The organism is Enterococcus sp. DIV0210g (assembly GCF_050559705.1).
GTDB classification, from domain to species: Bacteria; Bacillota; Bacilli; order Lactobacillales; family Enterococcaceae; genus Enterococcus_B; species Enterococcus_B faecalis_A.
Genome location: NZ_CP187903.1, coordinates 815,471 through 841,289 on the forward strand (window position 1 = coordinate 815,471; position 25,819 = coordinate 841,289).

25 protein-coding genes and 1 tRNA gene are annotated in these 25,819 nt (G+C 39.6%); 20 read left to right on the top strand and 6 right to left on the bottom strand.

The window, feature by feature from the left end; translation table 11 throughout:
- Positions 1-13: 13 nt before the first annotated feature.
- Together IGI64_RS04040 and ileS are read left to right on the top strand one after the other, a co-directional pair.
- Complete coding sequence (locus IGI64_RS04040; RefSeq protein ID WP_016624134.1) at positions 14-700, top strand: DivIVA domain-containing protein; 687 nt, start codon at positions 14-16, stop codon at positions 698-700.
- Between the two features lie 253 nt (positions 701-953).
- The gene (ileS, locus tag IGI64_RS04045) at positions 954-3,743 is read left to right on the top strand and encodes an isoleucine--tRNA ligase (RefSeq protein ID WP_429939555.1); all 2,790 of its coding nucleotides are present in this window, start codon (positions 954-956) and stop codon (positions 3,741-3,743) included.
- 130 nt (positions 3,744-3,873) lie between these two features.
- Here ileS and zwf read toward each other — a convergent pair whose 3' ends face one another.
- From zwf to IGI64_RS04060, 3 genes are all read right to left on the bottom strand, one after another.
- Positions 3,874-5,397: a glucose-6-phosphate dehydrogenase gene (zwf, locus tag IGI64_RS04050; protein WP_016624132.1), complete on the bottom strand. Its 1,524-nt coding sequence runs from the start codon at positions 5,395-5,397 to the stop codon at positions 3,874-3,876.
- A 14-nt stretch (positions 5,398-5,411) separates the two neighbouring features.
- On the bottom strand, positions 5,412-6,059 hold the full coding sequence (locus IGI64_RS04055; protein ID WP_016624131.1) for a metal-dependent transcriptional regulator: 648 nt from the start codon (positions 6,057-6,059) through the stop codon (positions 5,412-5,414).
- A 175-nt stretch (positions 6,060-6,234) separates the two neighbouring features.
- Positions 6,235-6,591 (bottom strand): DUF4828 domain-containing protein, encoded by a 357-nt coding sequence (locus IGI64_RS04060; RefSeq protein WP_016624130.1) that lies wholly within the window; start codon positions 6,589-6,591, stop codon positions 6,235-6,237.
- A 154-nt stretch (positions 6,592-6,745) separates the two neighbouring features.
- On the opposite strand from IGI64_RS04060, the gene sfsA reads away from it, so the two are divergent.
- The 11 genes from sfsA to IGI64_RS04115 all read left to right on the top strand — a co-directional run bounded on the left by sfsA (position 6,746) and on the right by IGI64_RS04115 (position 17,508).
- A complete protein-coding gene (gene sfsA, locus IGI64_RS04065; protein WP_429940753.1) occupies positions 6,746-7,486 on the top strand; it encodes a DNA/RNA nuclease SfsA in 741 nt (246 codons plus the stop codon).
- A gap of 4 nt (positions 7,487-7,490) precedes the next feature.
- A complete protein-coding gene (locus tag IGI64_RS04070) occupies positions 7,491-8,507 on the top strand; it encodes a Gfo/Idh/MocA family protein (RefSeq protein WP_429939556.1) in 1,017 nt (338 codons plus the stop codon).
- Entirely contained in the window at positions 8,504-9,790 is a 1,287-nt protein-coding gene (locus IGI64_RS04075) for a DEAD/DEAH box helicase (protein ID WP_429939557.1), read from the top strand. Before IGI64_RS04070 ends, IGI64_RS04075 begins: the two co-directional genes overlap by 4 nt.
- 66 nt (positions 9,791-9,856) lie before the next feature.
- Positions 9,857-12,556, top strand: a complete 2,700-nt coding sequence (locus IGI64_RS04080) for a sigma 54-interacting transcriptional regulator (RefSeq protein ID WP_016624126.1) — start codon at positions 9,857-9,859, stop codon at positions 12,554-12,556.
- 158 nt (positions 12,557-12,714) lie between these two features.
- Positions 12,715-13,032 (top strand): PTS sugar transporter subunit IIB, encoded by a 318-nt coding sequence (locus tag IGI64_RS04085; protein ID WP_016624125.1) that lies wholly within the window; start codon positions 12,715-12,717, stop codon positions 13,030-13,032.
- A gap of 14 nt (positions 13,033-13,046) precedes the next feature.
- Positions 13,047-13,367: a PTS lactose/cellobiose transporter subunit IIA gene (locus IGI64_RS04090; RefSeq protein WP_016624124.1), complete on the top strand. Its 321-nt coding sequence runs from the start codon at positions 13,047-13,049 to the stop codon at positions 13,365-13,367.
- Positions 13,368-13,512: 145 nt separating this feature from the next.
- Positions 13,513-14,967, top strand: coding sequence for a PTS sugar transporter subunit IIC (locus IGI64_RS04095; protein ID WP_016624123.1), 1,455 nt, complete (start codon positions 13,513-13,515; stop codon positions 14,965-14,967).
- A 431-nt stretch (positions 14,968-15,398) separates the two neighbouring features.
- Positions 15,399-15,617, top strand: coding sequence for a hypothetical protein (locus tag IGI64_RS04100; RefSeq protein ID WP_016624121.1), 219 nt, complete (start codon positions 15,399-15,401; stop codon positions 15,615-15,617).
- Between the two features lie 27 nt (positions 15,618-15,644).
- Positions 15,645-15,827 carry a DUF3188 domain-containing protein gene (locus IGI64_RS04105; RefSeq protein WP_034862025.1) on the top strand — a complete coding sequence of 61 codons (183 nt, stop codon included), beginning with the start codon at positions 15,645-15,647 and terminating at the stop codon, positions 15,825-15,827.
- On the top strand, positions 15,827-16,240 hold the full coding sequence (locus tag IGI64_RS04110) for a DUF3284 domain-containing protein (protein ID WP_429939558.1): 414 nt from the start codon (positions 15,827-15,829) through the stop codon (positions 16,238-16,240). Before IGI64_RS04105 ends, IGI64_RS04110 begins: the two co-directional genes overlap by 1 nt.
- An 89-nt stretch (positions 16,241-16,329) precedes the next feature.
- On the top strand, positions 16,330-17,508 hold the full coding sequence (locus IGI64_RS04115; RefSeq protein WP_429939559.1) for a GNAT family N-acetyltransferase: 1,179 nt from the start codon (positions 16,330-16,332) through the stop codon (positions 17,506-17,508).
- 179 nt (positions 17,509-17,687) lie between these two features.
- On the opposite strand, the gene IGI64_RS04120 is transcribed toward IGI64_RS04115, so the two are convergent.
- Positions 17,688-18,260: a TetR/AcrR family transcriptional regulator gene (locus IGI64_RS04120; protein ID WP_016624117.1), complete on the bottom strand. Its 573-nt coding sequence runs from the start codon at positions 18,258-18,260 to the stop codon at positions 17,688-17,690.
- 260 nt (positions 18,261-18,520) lie between these two features.
- Between IGI64_RS04120 and IGI64_RS04125 the strand changes: the two genes are divergently transcribed.
- Entirely contained in the window at positions 18,521-19,753 is a 1,233-nt protein-coding gene (locus IGI64_RS04125) for an aminopeptidase (RefSeq protein ID WP_429939560.1), read from the top strand.
- A gap of 129 nt (positions 19,754-19,882) precedes the next feature.
- Here the strand turns inward: IGI64_RS04125 and IGI64_RS04130 are convergent.
- A tRNA-Arg gene (locus IGI64_RS04130) sits at positions 19,883-19,956 on the bottom strand.
- 154 nt (positions 19,957-20,110) lie between these two features.
- Between IGI64_RS04130 and IGI64_RS04135 the strand changes: the two genes are divergently transcribed.
- Positions 20,111-20,275: a hypothetical protein gene (locus IGI64_RS04135; protein WP_016624115.1), complete on the top strand. Its 165-nt coding sequence runs from the start codon at positions 20,111-20,113 to the stop codon at positions 20,273-20,275.
- Between the two features lie 61 nt (positions 20,276-20,336).
- Here the strand turns inward: IGI64_RS04135 and IGI64_RS04140 are convergent, their stop codons facing one another.
- Positions 20,337-20,780 carry a flavodoxin gene (locus tag IGI64_RS04140; RefSeq protein ID WP_429939561.1) on the bottom strand — a complete coding sequence of 148 codons (444 nt, stop codon included), beginning with the start codon at positions 20,778-20,780 and terminating at the stop codon, positions 20,337-20,339.
- Positions 20,781-20,940: 160 nt separating this feature from the next.
- Between IGI64_RS04140 and map the strand changes: the two genes are divergently transcribed.
- The 5 genes from map to IGI64_RS04165 all read left to right on the top strand — a co-directional run bounded on the left by map (position 20,941) and on the right by IGI64_RS04165 (position 25,819).
- Positions 20,941-21,705, top strand: a complete 765-nt coding sequence (gene map / locus IGI64_RS04145) for a type I methionyl aminopeptidase (RefSeq protein ID WP_016624113.1) — start codon at positions 20,941-20,943, stop codon at positions 21,703-21,705.
- A gap of 348 nt (positions 21,706-22,053) precedes the next feature.
- Entirely contained in the window at positions 22,054-22,977 is a 924-nt protein-coding gene (locus tag IGI64_RS04150; RefSeq protein ID WP_429939562.1) for a YihY/virulence factor BrkB family protein, read from the top strand.
- An 80-nt stretch (positions 22,978-23,057) separates the two neighbouring features.
- Positions 23,058-24,188 carry an MraY family glycosyltransferase gene (locus IGI64_RS04155; protein WP_429939563.1) on the top strand — a complete coding sequence of 377 codons (1,131 nt, stop codon included), beginning with the start codon at positions 23,058-23,060 and terminating at the stop codon, positions 24,186-24,188.
- On the top strand, positions 24,189-24,995 hold the full coding sequence (locus IGI64_RS04160) for a glycosyltransferase (RefSeq protein WP_016624110.1): 807 nt from the start codon (positions 24,189-24,191) through the stop codon (positions 24,993-24,995).
- On the top strand, positions 24,995-25,819 hold the full coding sequence (locus IGI64_RS04165; protein ID WP_429939564.1) for a glycosyltransferase: 825 nt from the start codon (positions 24,995-24,997) through the stop codon (positions 25,817-25,819). Before IGI64_RS04160 ends, IGI64_RS04165 begins: the two co-directional genes overlap by 1 nt.

Here is a 25,819-nt window from a genome sequence, read left to right on the forward strand (position 1 = left end):
AGGTGGTTTACTCATGGCTTTAACTCCATTAGATATCCAGAACAAAACATTCCCGACAAAAATGCGCGGGTATAATCAAGACGAAGTAGATGATTTTTTAGATTTGATCGTACGCGATTATGAAGAAGTACTTCAAAGAAACCGCGAATTAGAAAAAGCTGTCAAACATTCGGAAGAAAAATTAGAATACTTCAATGAATTGAAAGATGCGTTGAACCAATCAATCATCGTTGCACAAGACACAGCTGACAAAGTGAAAACAAGTGCAAGCAAAGAATCCGAAGTAATCGTGACTTCTGCGCAAAACACAGCGGATGAATTAGTTGCGAATGCGGAAAGACGTGCACATCAATTGACTGTAGATGCAGAAGAAAAAGCAAGAGAAATCTTGACTGACGCTACATCTAAAGCAAAACAATTAGCTGTAGAAACAGAAGACTTGAAGAAACGTACGCGTGTCTTCCATCAACGTATCAGCTTAATGCTTGAATCACAATTGGAACAAGTCAAAAGCCCAGAATGGGATGAGATCCTTCAACCATTTTCAAGCTATGTGAACGACAGCCATCAAGTGATCAAAGAAGTTTTAGAAAAACAGCTTGACAATGAAAACGAAAGTGGAGTAAACTCAACTCCAGAAGAACCAGTATTTGATACAAATACAATTGATCTTTCAGTAATCCCTACTGAAGACGAGTAGAACAGAAAAGCATTTTGCATTCTTACAGCGAGCCGATGAGAGTGGAAGTTCGGCAAGACCCTGCAAAGTGAAAGATCCTCTACGACATCTGTTTCTGAACCTCTAGTAAGAAACAGCGGCTGATCACGTTATAGATCCTGAAGAAGTTGATTTGATCGACTAAAATTTGGGTGGTACCACGACACGTTCGTCCCTTGGGGCGCAACGTGTCGTTTTTTATTACCCCAAAATAAAGAAGGAGTGTGCTTCATTTATGAAAATGAAAGAAACATTGCAGCTGGGAAAAACAGCTTTTCCAATGCGCGGAAATTTGCCGAATCGTGAAGGTCAATGGCAAAAAGAATGGGACGAAGCAGAACTTTACAAACGTCGCCAAGAATTGAATGAAGGTAAACCAAGTTTTGTTTTACACGATGGACCTCCTTATGCTAACGGAAACATCCACGTAGGACATTCATTGAATAAAATCAGTAAAGATATCATCATCCGTTCAAAATCAATGTCAGGATTCCGTGCGCCTTACGTTCCTGGTTGGGATACACATGGGTTGCCAATCGAACAAGTATTGACAAACAAAGGAATCAAACGCAAAGAAATGACCATGGCTGAATACTTGGAAAAATGTCGTGAATACGCATTGTCACAAGTAGACAAACAAAGAGAAGATTTCAAACGCCTAGGTGTAATGGGTGACTGGGAAAATCCATATGTCACACTTGATCCATCTTATGAAGCAGCTGAAATCCGTGTGTTTGGTAAAATGGCAGAAAAAGGCTTTATCTACAAAGGGTTGAAGCCAATCTACTGGTCTCCTTCAAGCGAATCTTCTCTAGCGGAAGCAGAAATCGAATATAAAGACGTGAAGTCACCTTCGATCTATGTTGCATTCAACGTAAAAGACAGTAAAGGATTATTAACAGATGATACAGCTTTTGTTATCTGGACAACTACTCCTTGGACATTGCCTGCGAACCAAGGAATCGCAGTTAATCCAACATATACGTATGCAGTAGTTGAAGCAGACGGACGCAAATTCGTCGTAGCAAAAGACTTATTGGAAACAGTAAAAGAAGCAATCGGCTGGGAAAGCGCAGAAATCATCCAAGAAATCAGCGGCCAAGAAATGGAAAACATGACCGCACAACATCCATTCTATGATCGTGAATCACGAGTAATCTTAGGTGACCACGTGACATTGGAAGCTGGTACAGGACTTGTCCATACAGCACCAGGACACGGGGAAGATGACTACATCGCAGGTAAAAAATATGATTTAGAAGTATTGTCACCTGTTGATTCTAAAGGGATTTTCACAGATGAAGCACCTGGATTTGAAGGAATCTTTTATGATAAAGCAAATCCAATGATCACTGATTTGCTAGAAGAAAAAGGCGCTTTGCTGAAATTAGACTTCTTCACGCACAGCTACCCACATGACTGGCGTACGAAAAAACCAGTAATTTTCCGTGCGACACCACAATGGTTTGCATCAATCGATAAATTCCGTCAAGATATCTTAGACGAAATCGAAAAAGTCGACTGGATCATTCCATGGGGCAAAACACGTTTGTACAATATGATTCGCGACCGCGGCGACTGGGTAATTTCTCGTCAGCGCGCGTGGGGTGTGCCGCTGCCGATTTTCTATGCTGAAAATGGGGAAGCAATCATTACACCTGAAACAATCGAACATGTAGCAAACTTGTTTGCAGAACACGGTTCAATCATCTGGTTTGAACGTGAAGCAAAAGATTTATTACCTGAAGGATTTACACATCCTAGTTCACCAAATGGAGAATTCACAAAAGAAACAGATATCATGGACGTTTGGTTCGATTCTGGGTCTTCACATGAAGCTGTACTTCGTCAACGTCCAGAATTAACTTTCCCAGCAGACATGTATCTTGAAGGATCAGACCAATATCGCGGCTGGTTTAACTCAAGTATTACAACAAGTGTGGCGATCAATGGAGAAGCGCCATATAAATCGGTTCTTTCTCAAGGGTTTACTTTAGACGGGGAAGGCCGCAAAATGAGTAAATCTTTAGGTAATACGATTGCTCCTGATAAAGTAATCAAACAAATGGGTGCAGATATCTTGCGTTTGTGGGTCTCAAGTGTGGACTACGAAGCGGATGTACGTGTATCTATGGATATCTTGAACCAAGTGGCAGAAGTGTACCGTAAAATCAGAAATACAATGCGTTTCTTGATTGCCAATACTTCTGATTTTGAGCCTGAAAAACATGCTGTTCCTTATGAAGAATTGCGTTCAGTAGATAAATACATGATGGTTCGTTTGAATCAAGTCATCGAAGAAATCCGCAAAGAAGGGTATGAAAAATACAACTTCTTGCATATCTACCGCACAGTAATCAATTTCTTGACAGTGGATCTTTCTGCTTTCTACTTAGACTTTGCGAAAGACGTTGTCTATATCGAAGCAGAAGATGACTACCAACGCCGCTGCATGCAAACAGTCTTTTACCAAACAGCGGTTGCATTGACAAAATTATTGACACCAATCATCCCGCATACAGCAGAAGAAATCTGGTCATTCTTGAAAGAAGACGAAGAATACGTTCAATTGAGCGAATTCCCAGGATATGAAGAATACTCAAATCAAGAAGAATTGATGGATACTTGGGCTGCATTCATGGACTTCCGTGACAAAGTGCTGAAAGCTTTAGAAGAAGCACGTAATGCGAAATTGATCGGTAAGTCTTTAGAAGCAAAAGTAACGATCTATCCAAATGAACAAGTCAAACAAGTACTGACAGCTGTTGCCTCAGACATTCCGCAATTGCTGATCATCTCACCAGATTACTTTGAGATCTCTGAATCAGCTGAGGTACCAAGTGATGCACTGAAATTTGATGATGTAGCAATCTTAGTCGAAAAAGCAGATGGCGAAAGCTGTGATCGCTGCCGTCAAATCCGTAAAGATGTAGGTTCAGACGAAAATCTGCCTCATTTATGCGGAAGATGTGCACATATCGTAGAAGAACATTATCCTGAAGCAGTGGCAGAAGGATTCGAATAAGCATTAAAAGACACGGACGAATCATCCAATTCGTCCGTGTTTGTTGTTATGCACAGTTGTCTCAATAAAGAAGTGATCAAAAAAACCGGCAAACAATCGAATTGTTTGCCGGTTTTGTGTTGGATTATTTTTAGTCTAATTTTCCACGTTCGCGGTACCAGTTATCTGGTTGCCAGATCCATTCAAAACCATCTTTTTCCAATAGTTCGAATGCAGCTTTTGGCCCCATAGACCCTGATTTATAATTTGGGAATTCTGGTTGTGTTTGATCCCATACTTTACGGATCACATCCACGATATGCCAAGATTGCGCCACTTCTTCCCAATGAGAGAAGTTTGTTCCATCGCCGCGAAGCGCATCAAACAATAATTTTTCATAGGCTTCAGGGCTGTTTTCAACCATTTCAGCACTATTTCTGTATTCCAATTTGATTGGTTCTGTGTCAAAGCCTTGACCAATTTGCTTCCCGTTTAATGAAAGAGAGAATCCTTCAGTTGGTTGGATATAGATTGTCAAAACATTTGGCGGAAGAACAGCTTCTTCACACGTTTCATCTACCGAAGTTTTAAAAACATTAACAGGGACTTGTTTGAAGACGATATTGATACGCGTTCCTTTTTCTGTCAAACGTTTGCCTGTACGGATATAAAAAGGTACACCTGACCAGCGGAAATTATCGATAGTAAACTTACCGGCAACAAATGTTTCTGTTTCCGATTGTTCGTCTACTTTGTCTTCTTGACGGTATCCTTTGAATGTTTTGTCATCAAGTTGTCCTTCTGCATATTGGCCGCGGACGAAATTCTCAGCGACTTCCTCTTCGTTGTAGACTTTGATTGCTTGAAGAGCTTTGATTTTTTCTGTGCGGATCTCTTTTTCGGAGAAGGCAACTGGCGGTTCCATTGCAAGTAAAGCAACAACTTGCAGGATGTGGTTTTGGACCATATCTTTCAAGGCGCCGCTTTGATCATAGTAGCCGCCGCGATCTTCTACACCAAGGCTTTCAGCAAAAGTGATCTGAACATTGTCGATGTAGCGGTTGTTCCACTGAGATTCAAAGATATTGTTTGCAAAGCGGATCGCAGAGATATTTTGGATCATTTCTTTTCCAAGGTAGTGATCGATACGGAAGATGTCTTGCTCAGGAAATACTTCACGGATTTTTTGGTTCAATTCATAAGCTGAATGATAATCGGAGCCGAATGGTTTTTCGATGATCAGGCGGTTGTAGCCTTCTGTTGTCAAAATCTCTTGTGATTTCAAGTGAGCAACAATCGTACCGAAAAATTGAGGCGCCATCGCCAGATAGTAAACGCGGTTGCTGTTCAATTGGTATTTTTCATCTAATTCATCTGCTAATGTCTTTAATTCTTGGTAATGTTCTGAATCGTTTACATTATGGGATTGATAATAAAAATGGCTGGAGAATGCTTCGGCTTCTTTTTCAGAAGGGTTAAGAGAAGCAATCGTTTCTCGAACGACTTCCCGATAGTGCTCGTTTGTCCAAGGACGGCGAGCTGTTCCGATTACAGCAAAGTGTTCGCCAAGGTTTCCTTTTCGAAAAAGACGGAATAAAGAGGGGTATAGTTTTCGTTGGGCTAAATCGCCGGTACCGCCGAAAATCGTAAATAAGACATTATTTTCTTTAGACATATAGGTAGTCTCCTTTATTGTTGATCAACAAATATTGTACTTGCTGCTTTATAGCTGACAGAGATTTCTTTTGTATCGTTTTTGAGAGTGATCGGCCCTTCATAAGGCGCAATATCAGTGATTTCATAAACTTCACCAATATTCAGGTCGATCGTGACCAGATAATCAAGCAATTCTTTTTCATCCAAGACACGGGCGATTTGAACGCAAGTGCCTACAGCATAGGATTCAAGGGTCTGATGTTTTTTCTCATGAACGACTTGATTGCTGTCAGGGATCATTCCACCATGAGGACAATACTTCGGATGGTTCAAATAGTTTTCCAGGCGGGAGGCTAGATGATTAGAGGTCACGTGTTCAAGGACTTCAGCGTCGTCGTGGACTTCATTCCAACTATAGCCAAGATGTTCAACTAAGAAAACTTCCCATAACCGATGTTTGCGAATCAAGGAACTCGCGGATTGCAAGCCAGTTTGTGTTAACTGCACACCTTGATAAGGAGAATGTTCAACAAGTTCTTCTTTTACAAGTTTAGAGATCATTTCGCTGACAGAAGCAGGTGAGACAGCTAAACTTGTGACGATTTGCTTGTTGCTGACTTTATTGGTATCTCCACCGAGTTCTAAAATGATTTTTAAGTAGTCTTCTCGATTTGGTGTCATAATTGTTCATCCTTTCATGGTAAAAAACCATCATACACAGTTTAACAAAAAAAGCGGCGTTTTACTATTTATCTGAAACAAAATATAGGAATAAAAAAAGAACAGCCGCAATTGTTCAGCAGCTGTTTCTCAGGACATGCTAGGATAAGAAAAAATAACTGATCCTATTTCAAATCTATGACTGTTTTAATCGAAAATAGCGGTCTTCTGCTTCATCATATAAAACAGGATCTGGGTCAAAGGCCAGTGCAAGGTGAAATCCATATTGATCTCGAACGACCAGCTGTTCTGGTGACAATTCAATCAAAGCTGTTTCCATTTTCTTGTTGTCGATGATCAACGAAAAATCAGGAGTGACTGTCAGTTTATGCCGGGTATCATTTTTATCTGTAAATGCCCACGTACCGCAATAGACAGAAAAATCATCAGGGTGTTCATTTTTCAACTTTTTTTGTTGGGATTTTCGGATTGCCAAACTTCCTAAAGCGCCAGTGAGCAAGGATATACCTAAAAGATAAAAGCGTTTTTTCATCCAATCACTTCCTTTTCGTTTTATATACGGACGATGTGTCTTCTTCTTTATTTTAAAGGAAAAAAGTAAAGAAATCTCTAAGACCTACGACTGGTTTTTTTCCAAGAGTTTTTTATCGAACTGTGGTAAAATAACCAAGAAGCAGGTGAAAAAATTGATCTATCCTGAAGTGAAATCTGCGGTGTTCATGGAACGCCCCAACCGTTTTATTGCCTATTGCCGCTTAAAAGAAACGAATGAAGTAATTATTGCTCACGTCAAAAACACAGGCAGAGGCAAAGAAGTACTGATTCCTGGAGCCGAAGTGGCAGTTGCCTATGCGCCCGGGCCAAAAAGAAAAACAGATTATGACTTGATCGCAGTCAAAAAGCAAGGAAATTGGTTCAATATCGATAGTCAAATACCCAATAAACTTGCCTACGAAGGCATCCTGGATGGGAAAATCCAGCTGCCGAATATCGAAAAGATCCGTTCAATCAGACGTGAAGTCGTTTACGGAAACTCAAAATTCGATCTTTATCTTGAAGCTGAAACTGGGCTGAAAGCCTTTGTGGAAGTAAAAGGGATGACACTTGAAAATAGGGAAGTAGGGGCTTTTCCAGATGCTCCAACGTTACGAGGTCTCAAACATGTCAAAGAACTGACTGCAGCCAAAAAAACAGGTTATGAAGCGTATGTATTGTTTATCGTCCAATTTGAAACATTGCATACAGCGACGAACCACGAAGAAATGCAGCCGGCTTTGGCAGAAGCCATAGAAGAAGCGCAGGCACAAGGTGTTCACGTCCTCGCGTATAATTGCAGTGTCCAAGCAGATGAAATAACAGTGAAACAAAGGATTCCTTTTGTACTGGACTATCCTTTTGAAGATCCTATCATATTAGAAAGAAGGTAATCACATGATTCATTTAGGTATTATTGGAACAAATTGGATCACCCATCAATTCGTCCAAGCAGCTTTGTCTACAAAAAAATATACATTGGCAGCGGTTTATTCACGGAAGCTGGAACACGCGCAAGCTTTCGGAGAAAAATACGAAGGCGACATCGAATATGCGATTGATCTAGATACTTTTTTCAATATCCAGCATATGGATACGATTTATATCGCCTCACCAAACAGCCTGCATTTTGAGCAAGCGAAACAAGCGATTTTGGCAGGGAAAAATGTCATTGTCGAAAAACCCGCATTTTCTACTCCGGAAGAAATGGATGAAATCATTCATTTAGCCAATGAAAAACGTGTTTATTTCTTTGAAGCAGCTCGTAATGTCCATGAAAAAGGATTCAAAAAAGTTGCGGATTACCTGCCAGTCAAAGACCGGATCATCGGGGCAAATTTCAGTTACATGAAATATTCTTCCCGCTATGACCAAGTATTAGACGGACAAGAGCCGAATATCTTTTCTACTCATTTCTCAGGAGGCGCCTTGATGGATCTTGGGGTTTACCTTGTGTATGCAGCAGTAGCATGGTTCGGTACACCAGAAGAAGTCCATTATTTCCCAAGAAAAATCTCAACAGGTGTGGACGGATTAGGCATGGGTATCTTGCGCTATGATCTTTTTGATGTAACGATCCAGCCAGGGAAAATCGGGGATTCTTATTTACCTTCAGAAATTTACTTCGATGACGGCACGTTAGTCATGAATGGTGTCAATGCAATCGAAAACGCGGAGTTCCATAATCGGTCACATGAAGAAATCGAAACAATTGATATTGAAGTTTCTGAAAACCCTATGCGAGATGAAGCAGAAGACTTTGCAAATGTGATCATGCACCCGAAAGATCCAGCATGGGGCACACTTTACGAAGAATGGGTCGAATTAGCAAGAACAGTCAATAAAGTCATCTATAAATTACGTCAAAGCGGCGGCATCGAATTTGATGCAGACCGCAAGGAAGGAACAAAATGAACGAATGGTTAGAAAAATTTCCGCCAGCATGGCAGAAATTCTGGACGGACAATGGATTTGAAGAGCCGTCATTGATCCAAAAAGAAGTCTTTGAACAATTAAAGCAAAAAGAAAGCCTGGTGGGAATCTCTCCCACCGGGTCTGGTAAAACACTCGCTTACCTGCTGCCGCTTCTTTTGAATATCGAAAAAGGCGAAGCAAGCAAACTGCTGGTGTTGACTTCTTCACAAGAATTAGCTGTCCAAGTAGCAGATGTTGCTAGAAAATGGGCGAAAGAAGTGGATTTGAATGTCCAAGCAATCGTTGGGGGAGGGAACGTCAAACGCCAAGTCGAAGGATTGAAGAAAAAACCAGAGATTTTAGTGGGTACTCCTGGACGTGTCCTGGAATTGATGAAAAGCCGCAAACTAAAAGCCCATCAAATCCAAACGATCGTATTGGATGAAGCAGATCAGCTTTTTGACGGCAGCAGTGTGACACTGATCGAACAAATCCTGAAACAAGCGCCAGTGGACTATCAATTAGCTTTCTTTTCAGCAACAGCAGATCGTTCCATCGAAGAGATCCAAAAAGTGACAAATCAAGAATATCCAGTCATCGATGTAACAGAAAGTGATGATTCACGGAAACAGCTTAGACACTTTTATCTGCAAGTCCCAAGTCGGAAAAAAGAAGAATACCTGCGCAGACTGGCACAAGTGGAAGGATTCCAAAGTTTAGTTTTCTTCAATCAATTGAGCGAACTAGGCGCGGCAGAGGAAAAACTCAGCTATCGAGGCATATCAGTCGGCAGTTTGGCTTCTGACCAAAACAAATTAGTCAGACAAGCCGCATTGACAAATTTCAGAGAAGGCAAAATCACCGAACTTTTGACGACAGATGTTGCAGCAAGAGGGTTAGATATCGATTCATTACATTATGTAGTGAATGCTGAAGTTCCATTAAGTCCAGAAAGTTATCTTCATCGTTCAGGACGTACAGGACGGATGGGAAATGAAGGCTCAGTGATTACGTTTGTTCAAGATCATACATTCAAAGATCTTAAACGAATCGCCCGGGATGCAAAGATATCTCTAGAAGAAATCTTTATCTATGGCGGGGAACTGCTGACAGAACTTCCAGAAAAAGAACCTGTGAAAAATAGTCTTCCAACTCAGAAAAAACCATCAGTCAGCAAGCCGAAAGCACCGCAAAAAGCGATGAACGATGCGGAAAAAATAAAGCCAAAAAAACACAAAAAGAAACGGAAAAATGAAAAAAATAAAGGAGCAAGGCGCAAATAAGCGCCTTTTTGTGTTATTATAAATGAAAACGGCAACAAATAAATAATCACTTGAGGGGGACTTGGGGTGAATCCGAGAAAACAAGAAATCATCCGATTGCTGACTTTAAATCCAGAAGGTTTGACAGCTAGTGATGTAGCAGAACATTTAGAGATTGACCGAAGCAATGCCAGTCGTTATCTAAGTGATCTTTATAAAGAACGACAAATCACCAAAACCGCTGGCCGCCCAGTGGTTTATTCTATATCCAGCGAAGAAACCGGCGAAGTCCATGTCGATGCTTCGACAGAAATGTCTTTTGATAAACTAGTCGGTGCAAATGATTCATTAAAAGTAAGTATCCAGCAAGCCAAAGCAGCGATTTTATATCCGCCAAGAGGACTGCATACGATTATTTTTGGGGAAACAGGAACTGGGAAATCGATGTTTGCTGAATGTATGTATCAATTTGCAATCAGCTCAAATACTTTGCCTGAAAATGCTCCCTTTGTTTCCTTCAATTGTGCAGATTATGCGCAGAATCCGCAGTTATTGTTTGGTCACATTTTTGGTATCAAAAAAGGTGCATATACTGGTGCGGCAGAAGATAGTCAGGGGCTTATTTCAGAAGCAGATGGAGGTATCTTGTTTTTAGACGAGATTCATCGCCTGCCGCCAGAAGGTCAAGAAATGTTGTTTACTTTTATCGATAAAGGTGTTTATCGGCCATTAGGAGAAAGTGCAAAGGTCCACGAAGCTTCTGTTCAGATCATCGGCGCTACGACAGAGTCATCTGAAAGTTTTTTGACGACATTCAACAGACGAATACCGATGGCGATCACATTGCCTAATCTAGCTTCCCGTTCATTGGATGAGCGCTACGAAATCATCTCATTGTTTATCAAACAAGAATCAAACCGTCTTCGCCAGCGTATCGATATTGAAAGAGAAGCGATCCTTGCTTTTATGCTGTATGATGCGGAAGCAAATATCGGGCAAATCAAACGTGATTTGAAGCTTGTTTGTGCCAAATCTTTTTTACATTATCGAATGCACAATGAAGAAAGTTTAGTCATTCGCAAAAAAGATCTTTCGCTCCAAGTCCAAAAAGGGTTGCTGAAAATCAAAGAAATCCCCGAGCGCTTAGATCATTTTATTGGCAGCAAAAGCCAATATTTGACCTTTGAACCAGGATTTGCAGATGTCGTATGGTCGCAAGATCCGGAACGTGATATGCAAGTCTACAATACGATTGAAGAAAAGGTGACCAGTCTCTCACAAGATGAAACTGAGAATATCGATTTAGAAGCATTGATTTCAAGTGATGTAGAAGCCTACTTTGAAACTTATGTAGAAGAACTGGCACAAAACGAACGACACAAAGAACTGCTGCCAGAAGATATTTGGCGTCTGACAAATAAACTGTATGATATTGCAGAAGAGCGGCTGGAAAGAAAATACAACGAAAAAGCACGCTTTGCCTTTGCGCTGCACTTGCAAAGTACGATCGAACGGGTAAAGGGCGGACATATGATCGTTCATCCTGACCTGAATAACATCCGTAAGAACTTCAAAAAAGAATTTCAAGTGGCTATTGATCTTTCGGCAGTAATCGAAGAAGAGCAGCAAGTCGAGATTCCTTTTGATGAAATTGGTTTTTTAAGTATGTTCTTGTCCATCAATCTAGGGGAAAGAGAACGGATCAAAGAAAACAACGTAGAAGTCGTTGTATTGATGCATGGACGGCAAACAGCTACCAGTATGCTGGAATTAGCCCAAGAACTGCTGGGGACAACAAACGGTACGGCCTTCAATATGCCTCTGACATTAGACGTCCAAAAAATGTACCAAGATGTTATCCGCTTTATCAAAGAAAATAAAGAGCAATTGAACAATGGCGTATTGTTCTTAACAGATATGGGTTCATTGAACACATTCGGGCATTTGATTTTTGAAGAAACAGGCATTCGGACACAAGTTATTCCTATGGCAAGTTCCATGGTCGTGATTGAAGCAGTCAGATTAGCAAGTGCTGGGCGCAGTTTGGAAGATATCTATCAAGCAGTAAGAACCTCCTTTGAAACAATCGTGAAAGATCAGTTGAAATTGCATACGAAACCAGTAGAAGTACGCAAAAAAGCAGTAATCGTCACTTGTTTTACTGGTGAAGGGGTAGCCGCAAAACTTTATCAGCGGATCACACCAGTCATCAATGAGAAAAAAGTCGAGCTGATCCAAATGCAGTTTTTGGAACGGGAAGCATTCAAAAGACATATCGATGCTTTATTGGAAGAGTATGAAATAAAAGCTATTGCTGGTACTGTAGATGTCGATTATCAAAATATCCCTTTTTTCTCTGCGTATGATATCTTTGATGATGAAAAATTGAATATGTTGAAGCGGATAGCGGATGATGAGATCCCATTAGAAAAAATCGTTTATTCATTAAAAGACTCTTTAACAGCGATCCCATCCATCGAAGAACTGATCCATTCCTTGCAAAAAACGGTCCAGCAGATCCAAACAGATATTTCTGTCATCGTAGAACCAGGAGTTGATGCGGGAATCGTGATCCACCTAGCATTCATGATCGACGCGCTTTTGAAAAATGAAGGGAACAACAGGACCTTCAAAGACCTTGCTTCATTTTTGAAAAAGTACCGATTAGAGACGGATATCATCCAAACGAGTTTGATTCCTCTTGAAAGGCGCTACAAGATTAAAATACCAGAAGACGAAATCGCGTTTTTGACACAAATGTTTGTCGAAAATAAGATAAAAAATTAAAAAAATCACACAAATAAACAGTGTGCACATTAATTTAGTTAGTGTGCGCACTGTTTTTTACACAGAAACGTTATGAAAGCGCTATTTTATTGTTTGATAAATTGGCATGCTTCTTGCATTATAATTAAGTGTAAAACAAATGATAAGGAGTGGAGAAAATGGCGAAAAAAACAATCATGTTAGTATGTTCTGCCGGAATGAGTACAAGTTTATTGGTAACAAAAATGCAAAAGGCTGCTGAGGAAAAAGGAATCGACGCAGACATCTTTGCAGTATCTGCTTCAGATGCAGACAACAACTTAGAATCGAAAAATGTAGATGTTCTTCTTTTAGGTCCGCAAGTTCGATTCATGAAAGGTCAATTTGAACAAAAATTAGCACCAAAAGGGATTCCTTTAGATGTTATCAACATGCAAGACTACGGCATGATGAACGGTGCCAAAGTATTGGAACAAGCTGAAAAATTGATGGGCTGATCGGAGGAACAAACGTGGAGACACAACAAAACTTAGAAGCAATCATGGGCTTGATCATGTATGGCGGCAATGCAAAGAGCGATGCAATGGAAGCGATTGCGGCTGCGAAAAAAGGAGACTTCGAATTAGCAGATCAAAAAATTGCTGATGCAGAAGAGTCATTAGTGCAGGCACATCATTCTCAAACAGAGATGCTGACACAAGAAGCACAAGGAAACAATGTAAAGGTGACGTTATTGACGGTCCATAGTCAAGATCACTTGATGACATCGATCGCCTTTACAGATTTAGCAAAAGAAATCATTGATCTATACCGCAGAGTAGATACAAAATAACAAACTTCTTTTTTGAACGGAAGAAGAAACGTTGAACGGATAATTTGTAATTGATTTGTGACAGGAGCTATGTGAGTTTTTTCTATAAGCTGCAGAGTTTTTGTCGCAAATTTTTTAAAAAATGAACTTATAGGAGGAAAGAAAAATGAATGGTTTGTCAAATTGGATGGAGAAGCATATCCTTCCAGTCGCAGCAAAAATCGGTGCCCAGAAACACTTAGTTGCTTTACGTGATGCATTTATCGGGACACTGCCAGCAACGATGGCGGGGTCAGTAGCAGTAATGATCAATGCCATTATTCGTGATTTGCCTCAGCAGTTTATCAGTACGTATGCAGATAGTTTGGCTGGGGATCAAGGAATCTTTGCAGTGTTGAATGTTATTATCGGAATCAATGGGTTCGTGTGGAATGGTACATTAGCTATCGCTGGTTTGATTTTCGCGTTTTCTTGGGGATATAACCTTGCAAGAGCTTATGGTGTCAATGATTTAGCCGGCGGGATCGTTGGTTTAGCTACATTGATCCAAGGTATTGCCTTTGCGCCAAATCTATCTGCTAACTTGGGCGTAGATGTACCAGCAAATGTTGCAGATGCAATCAACAGCTCAGAGATTGGTGCAACGATTGCTAACGGTACTTTGTCAGTTGCACCTTGGGGATGGTTGAATTTGAACCATTTGAATGGGAACGCGTATTTCACAGTTATGATCATGAGTGCGATTTCTGTTATTATTTTCTGTAAATTGATGCTGGCAAACATCACGATCAAAATGCCGGATTCTGTACCGCCAGCTGTATCAAAAGCGTTCGCAGCGATTTTACCAGCAACAGTTGCTTTATATGTTATTGCTATTATCAATTATGTTGTTGGACGTTTCACAGATGGTCAATTGATTATTGATTTGGTCCAAAAATATATTGCAGAACCATTCTTGGGCTTGTCGCAAGGTCTTGGTGCTGTATTGATCGTTACTGTGTTTGTTCAAGTATTCTGGTTCTTCGGTATTCATGGTCCAAACGTTTTGGCGCCAGTATTGGAAGGTATCTGGGGACAGGCGCAATTGATCAATATCGACGTTTTCCAAAAAGGATACAACGGCAGAACTGGAACACCAGCTGTCTTGGATGCAATTGAAGACGGTAAAGCTTATATGTGGGTCCGCGGTTCATTTGATGCCTTTGCTTGGTTTGGCGGATCAGGTGGTACGATCGTTCTGTTGATCGCGATCTTGATTTTCTCTAAACGAGCAGATTACTTAACAGTAGCTAAGTTATCTATGGGACCTGGATTGTTCAATATCAATGAACCAGTAATGTTTGGTTTGCCAATCGTATTGAATGCGATTATGTTTATCCCATTCTTGATTGCTCCAGTAGTTGCGACAGCAATCGGCTGGCTAGCAACTTACTTCGGACTTGTGGCTCCCGTTTCACAACAAGTTACGTGGGTCGTTCCGCCATTCCTGCTTTCATTCTTAGCAACAGGAGCTGACTGGCGTGCGCCAATCGTTACACTGGTATGTATGATCGTAACGTTCTTTATCTGGGCGCCATTCGTTATTTCGGCGAATAAGATCGATCCGGCAACAGTGGAATAAAGAGGTTGTGAACTCAGCGGTCTGCTTTGAGCAGTAAGGAGGATTTTTCGAAAGTCGCTTCTCAGACTTTTGCAAAAATTTGACTTAGTGCCGAGAAGCAGCTGAGTGAACACCGTTTGAGTAGAGGTTGTAAAAAAGCTGTCCAGCCTCAAGCATTAAAGAAGAATCCGTTAAAATAGCTTTTCATATTTTGACGGATTTTGAGTTAATGCCGCAGAGGCTAGCTTTTGAACACCGTTTGGAAAGAGGTTGTGAAAAAACCGCTTAGCTCCGAGCGTTAAAGAGGAAATACGCAAAATAGCTTTTCATATTTTGCGTATTTTCGAGTTAATGCCGAAACACAGCTTTGTAAAGTATCACTTTACTTCAACAAGTAATAAAAATTTATTCCAAATGATACTTATGAATAACTTAACAGGAGGAACTTGGATATGATCAGTATTTCTAGTGCAATGCAGCAAGACAACATCAAAGAATTATTGGAAGGTAACGAGGAAGGCGATATCCGCTATACTTTCAAACAAAAACAAGGAATCAAGATGATTTTTGAAACAACTGGTGATCCAGAAGAAGCAGCAAAAAAAGCAAAAGAATTAATCAAGGCACAGCCTTGGGGAAGCGTACTGTATTTCCAAGCTGCTGCTGTTTAAGAATAGAAAAAAGATAGGATGATTGAAATGATTAAAAACGGCTTATTTTTAGCTAGTATCGGCTTTTTGATCGTATTATATAGTTTGAACCCCAACTCGATGGTGTACGATCTGTACAGCATGGTGACAGGTGTTTTTCTGATTGGATTAGGCGGATTTCTCTTTTTCAAAGGAAAGAAAAAAGAAGAAGCTGACGGGAGGAAGAAATAATGGAAATCACTAAAAAATTAAACATCCCTGCTCCTTTCTTTTACGATAAGATCATGGACTCGGTTTTGTATGATGTACGTAAAGCAACAGGGAAAAATCTGACACGCAAGCAGTTGAAAAACTTTGAATATATCAAGGAGTTTTCTAAAAACAGCCGGGCAAAAATCAAGATAGAAGAACTTATCGAAAATCAATCCTATAAATTTCGAACATCAACAACAAGAAATGAGTATGTTGTTCACTATCAAGTCCTGCCTTTAGATGACAAAACATGTGAAGTGCGTTATGAAGAAAAAATGGAGTCATTCGGGATCATCCAAAAACTGAACGACATGCTTTTAGGCACGATCTTGATGTATTTCAAACGACGCCAGTTTAAACGCATGCTGGGAATGATCGAAGAAACATATTAAAATAGTTTGCAAAAAGGAAAAACAATGGTACAAAGGAATTAGGCTGGAGAAACCAACCAGCCTTTTTGGTATTTCAAGGGGGAAAAGTCATGAGCGGAGTAAAAGAATTAGGCACTGAAGCAATCGAAGAAATGTTCCAACTGGCAACATACGCGTTCAATTTTGAGCGTACATCAGAACGGCGTGAGCGATTTAGCAGCATCACAGAACACACTTGGAACTACGGCTTTTTCAATGATGAAAATCAACTGACCAGCCAAGTGATGGCCACGCCATTTGAGGTCCAGTTTCATGGACAAGTCATTCCAATGGCTGGAATCGGCTATGTCGCTTCTTACCCTGAAGCGCGAGGGCAAGGCGGGATCAATCAGCTGATGGAAAAAATATTGCAGGATTGCAAAGAAAGAAAAGTTCTTTTATCCTACTTAGCACCATTTTCTTACCCGTTTTATCGACGCTACGGTTATGAGACAGTTTTTGAAAAAATCACCTATCGCTTATCAAGCAGAGATTGGCCCAATGTCAAAAAAACACCAGGAAAAATCGTTCGAACTTCTTTTGAAGAAGCAGAATCAGCCATGGACAATATCTATCATCAAATGAAAGAAAACCAAAAAGGCGGGTTGAAAAGAACGCCTTGGTGGTGGGAGTATAAATTCAATCAGAAAAAAGGCAATCATTTCGCTCTTTATTTCAATGAAAAGCAAGAAATCACTGGTTATCTGGTGTATCGGTTAGAAGGACCTGAATTTGTTATTTCAGAATGGGGATATCTGGAACATTTTGCTTTCAAAGCTTTGGCACGTTTCATCGGTTCTCATAGCGGAGCGTTTGAAACATTCAGCTTTTCGCAAGGATTTTCTGGTAGAAATCTTTCTTTTCTTTTAGAAAACCCATACGCAAAAATGGAGATCCGCCCCGATATGATGGCAAGAATCGTTGATATCGAGGGTTTTTTAAGAAAATATCCATTTAAAAAACAGCCTGAGAAATTTGCAATAGAAATCAAAGAAGATAATTATGCGCCATGGAATAATGGAATTTATGAAATAGCATCACTTGAAGAAGAAATAACAGTAAGAAAAACAGAACAAACAAACTTGCCGCTTCTTTCCGGGAGTATCCAGTCATTTACGCAATTATTGTTAGGCTACCAGTCACTTGGAACACTTGTTTTTCACGAAAAAATGACTTGTCCAGAAGAACTGATGACGCATCTGGAAGAAATCATCCAAGGGCAGCAGCCGATTTTGAATGATTATTTTTGATTGATTGCTGTAAAAAATAAAAACCAGCTGAACAGAAAAGCGTGATTTCTCTGTTCGGCTGGTTTTAGTTGATAAGCAATTACTTATTTTTAGCTGATTCACAGCTGCTATTCCATATATTGGAGAAGATTTCCTTCCTTTTGTGACAAGAAATATGTATGAAATAATCACTGATTATCTTAAAAATTGACTTTGATTGGTTCGTTTTGGGTCAGGATGCTGTCGATACTGTGTTGGATCAGTTTTTCGATTTGTTCATCAGTAGGGTGGATAATGCCAGAAGACATCAAAGCAGCGATACCGGTCGCAACGATCCAAGTCCCAGTGTGAAGTGATTGAAGTGCTTCATCAGATAAGTCTGCATAATCTGGATCAGCTTTTACAGCATTCATGAAGTAATCATAGGAAAAATCCTGCATTTCTTTCCCGCCGCCGTATTCTTCTAAATACAATGCGCGATATAAGCGTTTTTCATGATTAGCGAAACGAATGTAATTAAAAGCTAGGTCAATGACTTTTCGGCCAGTATGTACTTTAGGAAAGATTTCTTCTGATAAGTACGCATAAATTTTTTCAAATAAAGCATGTTTCAAATCATCCATGTTCTTGAACTCTAAATAAATAGGTTGTGTCGAGCATTTCATTTTGTTTGCGATGTTTCGTGCTGTGAAACGGGAAAATCCTTCTGTAGCTACTACTTCATAGGCTGCATCTAAAATCTGGTCTTTTGTGATAGTTTTTTTTCTTGCCATAATTTTCTAATCTCCTCAAACATTATTTATATCGCTTTCAAATTGTTTGCTTAATTTATTTTAACATGTTTTTTTTAATATGCAAAATTTGTTTTTTTATAATTTTTTATCCTGTTATTCAGCGAGTTTCAGAAGGGAAAAAGTTTTTTGTGAATATTTTTTGAAGGAAAGAAGATTTTTCAAATAGTGTTTGTTACTTAAACACTTAAATGTTATCATATTGTTGATATGCTTATCGATTAATGAGGAGGAATATAATTATGTTATTGAATTTTAATGAAAACTTGAAAAAGTATGCTCATTTGATTGCGAAGACTGGCGTCAATGTAGAGAAAGGACATACAGTCGTTCTGCAGATCAGTGTCGATCAAGCACCGTTAGCACGTCTGATCACTCAAGAAGCTTACCAACTAGGAGCAGATGAGGTCATCGTACAATGGACAGATGATGTCATCCAAAGAGAATTTTTATCAAATGCGCTTCAAGAACGTATTGAGAATGTCCCTGAATATAAGATCGATCAAACAAATGATTGGATCAAAAAAGGAGCAAGCCGGATCAGTGTTGTTTCTTCAGACCCAGATGCACTTGCAGGCGTAGACAGTACGCGTGTTGCAGACTATCAATCAGCAATGGGCAAAGCGTTAGCGAACTTGCGCCAAGCCACACAATCAAACAAAGTCAGCTGGACGGTAGTAGCTGCTGCTGGCAAACGCTGGGCAGAAAAAGTATTTCCAGACCTTCCAGAAGAAGAGCAAGTGGATGCGTTGTGGGACCAAATCTTCAAAACAACAAGAATCTATGAGGAAGATCCAGTAACTGCTTGGGAAAAACACGACAAAAAACTAGCAGAAAAAGCTGCTGAATTAAATAAAGAACAGTTTACAGCACTTCATTACACAGCGCCAAACACAGACATCGTTATCGGTCTTCCGAAAAATCATCTTTGGGAAGGTGCTGGCAGCTGGAATGCACGGGGCGAAAAATTCATGGCTAATATGCCGACAGAAGAAGTTTTCACAGCTCCGGACAGCCATCGAGTGGATGGATACATTGCAAGTACAAAACCTTTAAGTTATGCAGGTACGACGATCACAGGTATGAAATTTACATTCAAAGATGGAAAAGTCGTTGATTTCTCTGCTGAACAAGGAGAAGAAGTATTGGCAAAACTTCTTGATACAGATGAAGGAGCACGCAGATTGGGCGAAGTAGCACTTGTTCCAGATCCATCACCGATTTCTCAATCTGGTATTATTTTTTATAATACATTATTTGACGAAAATGCTTCGAATCATCTAGCTTTAGGTTCGGCGTACGCATTCAGTGTGGAAGGTGGAACAGAGATGAGCGAAGAAGAATTGGCTGAAGCAGGCTTGAACCGAAGCCATACCCACGTGGACTTCATGGTAGGCTCGGACAAAATGGATATCGATGGTATCCGCGAAGATGGTACGCGAGTTCCTATTTTCCGTAATGGGGATTGGGCGTAAAAGCGAGTAGAAAAAAGCACCGTTAGAAACATAGCATGTTTCTAACGGTGCTTTTGAATCGGAAAAGCTGCTTTGCATTTGGAAAGAGTCTTAATACTCAGGACAAAACGCTTTTTTCACAACCTCTTACGTTCCTGACTGGAATCGAACCAGCGACCTATCGCTTAGGAGGCGATCGCTCTATCCTACTGAGCTACAGGAACAAATGACAAGTTTCATTTTAACTTTTTTATATTTTACTTTCAAGTGCGAGTTGAAAAGCGATTTTTAAGCAAATAACTCGCTTAAGGTATTTCACGATGCTAAAATTGGTATATAAGGCAGAGGGAATATTGACTGTTTAAGGAGGTCATCATAATGAGTGATAAACCGAAAGAAAAAGTTTTTGCTGAGCGTTTTGATGAATCAAAACAAGATCGAGAAAAAATTTCCAAAGAAGCAATCAAAAAACACGAAGAGGAAAAGCCTCGTTTGAAGAAAAGCAAACGATTCAAATTCTCTAAAAAAGACGATTTGCTATAGAAAAAAATGAAAGGAGCTGGGATTCAAAATCCCAGCTCCTTTTTTGAGCAAACGATTCAGCCTAGCCTGCTTTTGAAACAAGCTCTTTGGCAAAAGCTTCTAAGTTTTCGATATCTTCTTCTTCTGCGTTTAAGTCTACTTTGACATTTTCAGCGCCTTTTACTGCTCCAGTTCGTGCAAACACAGCATCAAAGTCATCTACAGATTTACAGAAATCATCATAGAATGTGTCGCCTGATCCGCAAACACCATAGATTTTATTGGAAAGATCTACTTCTTGCAGATCTTCATAAAAATCAACGATCTCATCTGGAAGATCGCCATCACCATATGTATAAGTTGCGACAACGCAAATGTCCGCATCCTCAAATTCATCTGCATCTACTTGGGTACATTCATTGATTTCGACTTCGATATCCAGATTTTCGAAAGCTTCAGCTACGATATCTGCAATTTCTTCTGTATTGCCTGTCATACTAGCATATACGATTTTTGCTAAAGTCATTTTTATCCTCCTAAAAGAAACGTAGGTTACTTCAATCCTCGACAATTATACCAAATTATTCGAAAAAAAGAAAAACAATTTTGGAAGAGGTAAGTCCAGTTTGTCGAAATCATTGATGTTATGGTAAAATAGAAGGGATTTGTGAAAAGGAGACGAGAAAATGATTACATTAAAGTCAGCACGAGAAATCGATAAAATGGCTGAATCAGGCGCTTTGTTGGCAGACGTCCACAAGAACTTGCGCAGTTTTATCAAGCCTGGCATCACTAGCTGGGATATTGAAGTATTTGTTAGAGATTATATTGAAAGCCACGGCGGGATTGCCGCTCAAATCGGCTTTGAAGGTTATGAATATGCAACATGTATCAGCATCAACAATGAGATTTGTCATGGATTCCCACGCAGAAAAGCATTGAAAAGCGGTGACTTAGTAAAAGTCGACATGTGTATTGATTTAAAAGGCGCAATCTCAGATTCTTGCTGGGCTTATGTTGTCGGTGAATCTACACCTGAGATTGACCGTTTGATGGAAGTAACGCGTAATGCTTTATACAAAGGGATCGAACAAGCGCAAATCGGCAATCGCATCGGAGATATCGGCCATGCGATCCAAACCTATGTTGAAGGAGAAGGTTACGGTATCGTTCGCGACTTTATCGGACATGGTGTAGGGCCTACGATCCATGAAGAACCAGCAGTCCCACATTATGGCGAAGCAGGAAAAGGTCTTCGTTTGAAAGAAGGTATGGTCATTACTATCGAGCCAATGGTCAATACTGGAACATGGAAAATGAAAATGGACCCAAACGGCTGGACAGCTTATACACAAGATGGCGGACTTTCATGTCAATATGAGCATACATTAGCAATTACAAAAGAAGGACCAAGAATCTTGACATCGCAAGGTGAAGAAGGAACTTATTAAGAAGAGGTCGTGAACTCAGCGTTCTGCTTTGAGCAGTAAGGAAGATTTTTTAAAAGTCGCTTCTCAGACTTTTGAAAAAATTTGACTTGAGCAATAAGACTCTTTTGCAAAATGAAATGGTTCTTCCCATTTTATTTTGCAAAAGCTTATTGTCAAAAGTCAGCTTTGCGAATGTTTAACTGGATAATACCCAAGTCCAGCACGCTTTTGGATAAACAAAAGAGTTTTATGAAAGCTGTTACTTGCGGTGCGGATGGACAATAAGTGTGTACATAAGATTTTGCATAAACTTTTCAGCTTTGCGAGATAAAAAATGTAAGATATTTTCTATAGAAAAGGAGGCAGCAGATGAAAGCAGTTGATAAACTAAAAAAGAACAAAAATTTGATTCGATTCATCGAGACGACGCGAACACGTATTGCTGATTCTGAGATGGGGTCGACATCCGTTATTGTTGCTTATTATTTGTTATTATCGATTTTTCCGCTGCTGATTGCTGTAGGGAATATCTTACCTTTTTTACATTTAGACCCGGAAGCTGTCTTAACTTATGTCAGAGAAGTTATCCCAGAAACAGTTTATCAATTTTTAGGTCCAGCTATCCATGATCTGCTGACACAAGGATCGGGAAGTTTGCTTTCTTTATCGGCTCTTGCTGCATTGTGGTCAGCAAGCCGAAGTATTACTGCTCTGCAGATTGCGATGAATAAAGCATACGGGGTGGAGCAAAGAGGGAATTTTATAGCTGTGCGTCTGGTATCTGTGATAGTTATTGTATTGTTTCTTGTAGCCATTGTCGGCGTCACAGTCGTTTTAGGATTAGGCCAAACAATTTTAGAATGGTTAGATCCGATCTTCCATTTTTCAAGTGAATTGATCGATGTGTTCCAAACATTGAAATGGCCTGTGACTTTACTTGTACTGTTTGTCATTATGTATGTTATTTATTTGATTGTCCCAAATGTGAAGCTGAAATTGAAGACGATCATTCCGGGAACGATATTTGCAACAATCGGCTGGATGCTCCTTTCTCAAGTATTTAGTATCTATGCTAAATATTTTGCTGCAAATGTCGGCGGATATCAAATCATCGGAAGTTTTATCGTGCTGATGCTATGGTTGAATTTTGCAGCTACGATCATTATTTTAGGCGGGATCATCAATGCGGTCGTCCAAGAATACGTGACAGAAGAAAATGTTGAAGAACGTCGTGATTTTATCGGCAAGTGGATTGCTAAGGCAAAAAGTAAATTTTCTAATAAAAAAACATAAAAAGCAGAGTTCTTCTTGTAAACTATTTACAGTATTTTATAATGGAATAAGTGAACTCAAAGAATGAAGTAGGTGGATGTATGTTTGTTTCTTTTAGTATGGTAATAAAGTTTTTTTTGACGATATTGCTATCTTTACTATTAACACCGATATTTAAAATCATTTCGGTCCAGCTGGGCATGGTGGATAATCCAAATGAGCGAAGAATCAATAAAGTGCCGATGCCGAGTGCAGGCGGACTGCCGATTTTTTTCTCATTCGTTATATCTACATTATTTTTGTTTCAATCGATCATTCCTCGTTTTTATATTCTCCCAATCATTATCGCGGCTTCGATCATCATCATCACAGGCGTGTTAGATGACCGATTTGAATTGACGCCTAAACAGAAAAGTATAGGGATCTTGTTAGCAGCTCTTGTTGTTTATTTTATTGCAAATATCCATATTGATTCTGTTACTTTACCGTTTTTAGGCCATATCAAGCTGGGGTGGCTAAGCTTTCCTGTAACGATTTTTTGGATTTTCGGTATTACGAATGCTGTCAATTTGATTGACGGTCTGGATGGATTGGCAGCAGGGGTCTCATTGATTGGTTTAACAACGATTGGTATTATCGGTTATTTTTTTCTGCATGCATCTACCGTTTACATACCTATAGTTATTTTTTGTCTGGTCGCAAGTATTTTAGGTTTTTTCCCTTACAATTTTTATCCGGCGAAGATTTATTTGGGCGATACGGGCGCACTGTTTTTAGGTTTTATGCTAGCAGTGCTGTCTCTTCAAGGATTGAAAAACGTTACGTTCGTCTCTTCGATTTCTCTGCTGATTGTTTTAGGCGTACCAGTAACGGACACTTTTTTTGCTATTATTAGAAGAAAAGCCAACCGAGTCTCTTTTTCTACAGCAGATAAAAAACATCTTCATCATCGTCTGCTGAGTCTTGGTTTTACACATAAAGGGGCTGTACTTGCGATTTATGCGATGGCTCTGATGTTCTCTTTTACAGCGATGATCATGAATTATACAGGTGTGATCGGTACTATCGTGTTAGTGATTGCTATGCTGTTTGCAGTCATTCTTTTGTTTGAATTGATTGGATTGATCAGCGAAAAACATCAGGTGATTTTAAAAACGATGCGCTTTTTAGGGAATAAGGAATACCGTACGCAAGTCATGCAGAAATATTTTAAGAAATGGAAACAACACTAGATGGACAAAACACATACAGAAACACAACCGATCTTAGTAAGTATCGTCACAGCAAACAGCCAAAAAATTTTTCGTACACTGGATACTCTGATTGAGACAGTAGGCGAAAATCCAGCAATCGAATTAGTGATTTTTGACAATGATTCTGAAGAAGCTTACCGCGAAAAGCTAAAAGAATATTTGATCTATCCCTATATCACTATTTATTTCCATGATCAAAATCAAGGATTTGGTTTTGGACATAACCACACACTGCTGCATGCAGAAAATCGTTATGGCATTATTTTCAATCCGGATATTTTGGTAGAAGAGTCAACGATCATTGCATTGGTAGAGTTACTGAAAAATCATCCAGAATGCGCGATGTTGGCACCGCAGATTTTGAATGAAGATGGTACACCCCAATATTTGATCCGTCGTCGTCTTGATGTTTTTGACTATATCTTGCGCTTCATTCCTTTTGATTTTGTCAAAAAAATGTTTGAAAAAAGGCTGTCTGCTTTTGAATGCCGTGATTTGCCGACTGATAAAGACAGTTATGTTCGAATGATCTCCGGCAGTTTTATGGTTACGGATATCGAAAAATTCAAGAAAGTAAATGGTTTTGATGAGCGTTATTTCATGTATTTTGAAGACAATGATCTTTGTATGTCTTTTGAACAAGCTGGAGAAAAACTTCTTTATACACCTGCTCATTCCGTGATCCATCTTTATGGAAAAGGTGCACATCGTAATTTCAAACTCTTTCGTGTCTTTTTGTCTTCGATGAGGAAATTTTTCAATAAGTGGGGGTGGGTCTTTTTCTAATGAAAAGCAATATTTTGACGGTGATCGTTCTTTACAAACAAAAAATCTCTGACTCGCCTGCGTATACTTTATTGAAAGAAGCCGTCTTATTAGGGCAAACTACACTATTGGTCGTTGACAACAGCCCAAATCCGCAAGATGATCCGTTATTCAAAATAAACGGAATCAGCTACGTGCATGAGCCGACAAATCCAGGACTTGCATCTGCGTACAACCGAGGATTAAAAGCAGGGGCAGATTTGGAATGGTTAGTTGCTTTGGATCAGGATACAAAAATCGCTTCTGATTATTATGAAAAACTCTTAGAACTTCCCGCAGAAAAACACATTGCAGCTGCTGTCCCTAAGATTTTTGCCGGCAAGAGGCAGATTTCTCCTCTTTATGCTTCGGATTACATTGATCGTACAGCAAAGCCAGTCGAAAGAATCGGAGAAATAGCGGAACGGATCATGGCAGTAAATTCTGGAACAGCTTTTTCTATTCGATTTTTAAAAAAAATAGGCGGATTCAATCCGGCTTTTTCTTTGGACTTTTTGGATCACTGGGTATTTTGGCGCATTTATCAAGAAAAAGAAACGATTTATGTACTGCCTGTACGTTTTGAACATGAATTATCTGTTCTTGATTATAAAAAGATGTCCATTGAACGATACCGATCAATAACAGAAGCAGAAAATCTATTTTACCAAAAATATGATACAGAACATTTGAAACAGCATAAGAAACAGCTGATTTTACGGACGATCAAACATTTTTTGACCGTCCGTGACCGCAAAATATGGCGGCAGACGCTGCGGACATTTATCCAGTCAAGAAAGGTGTGA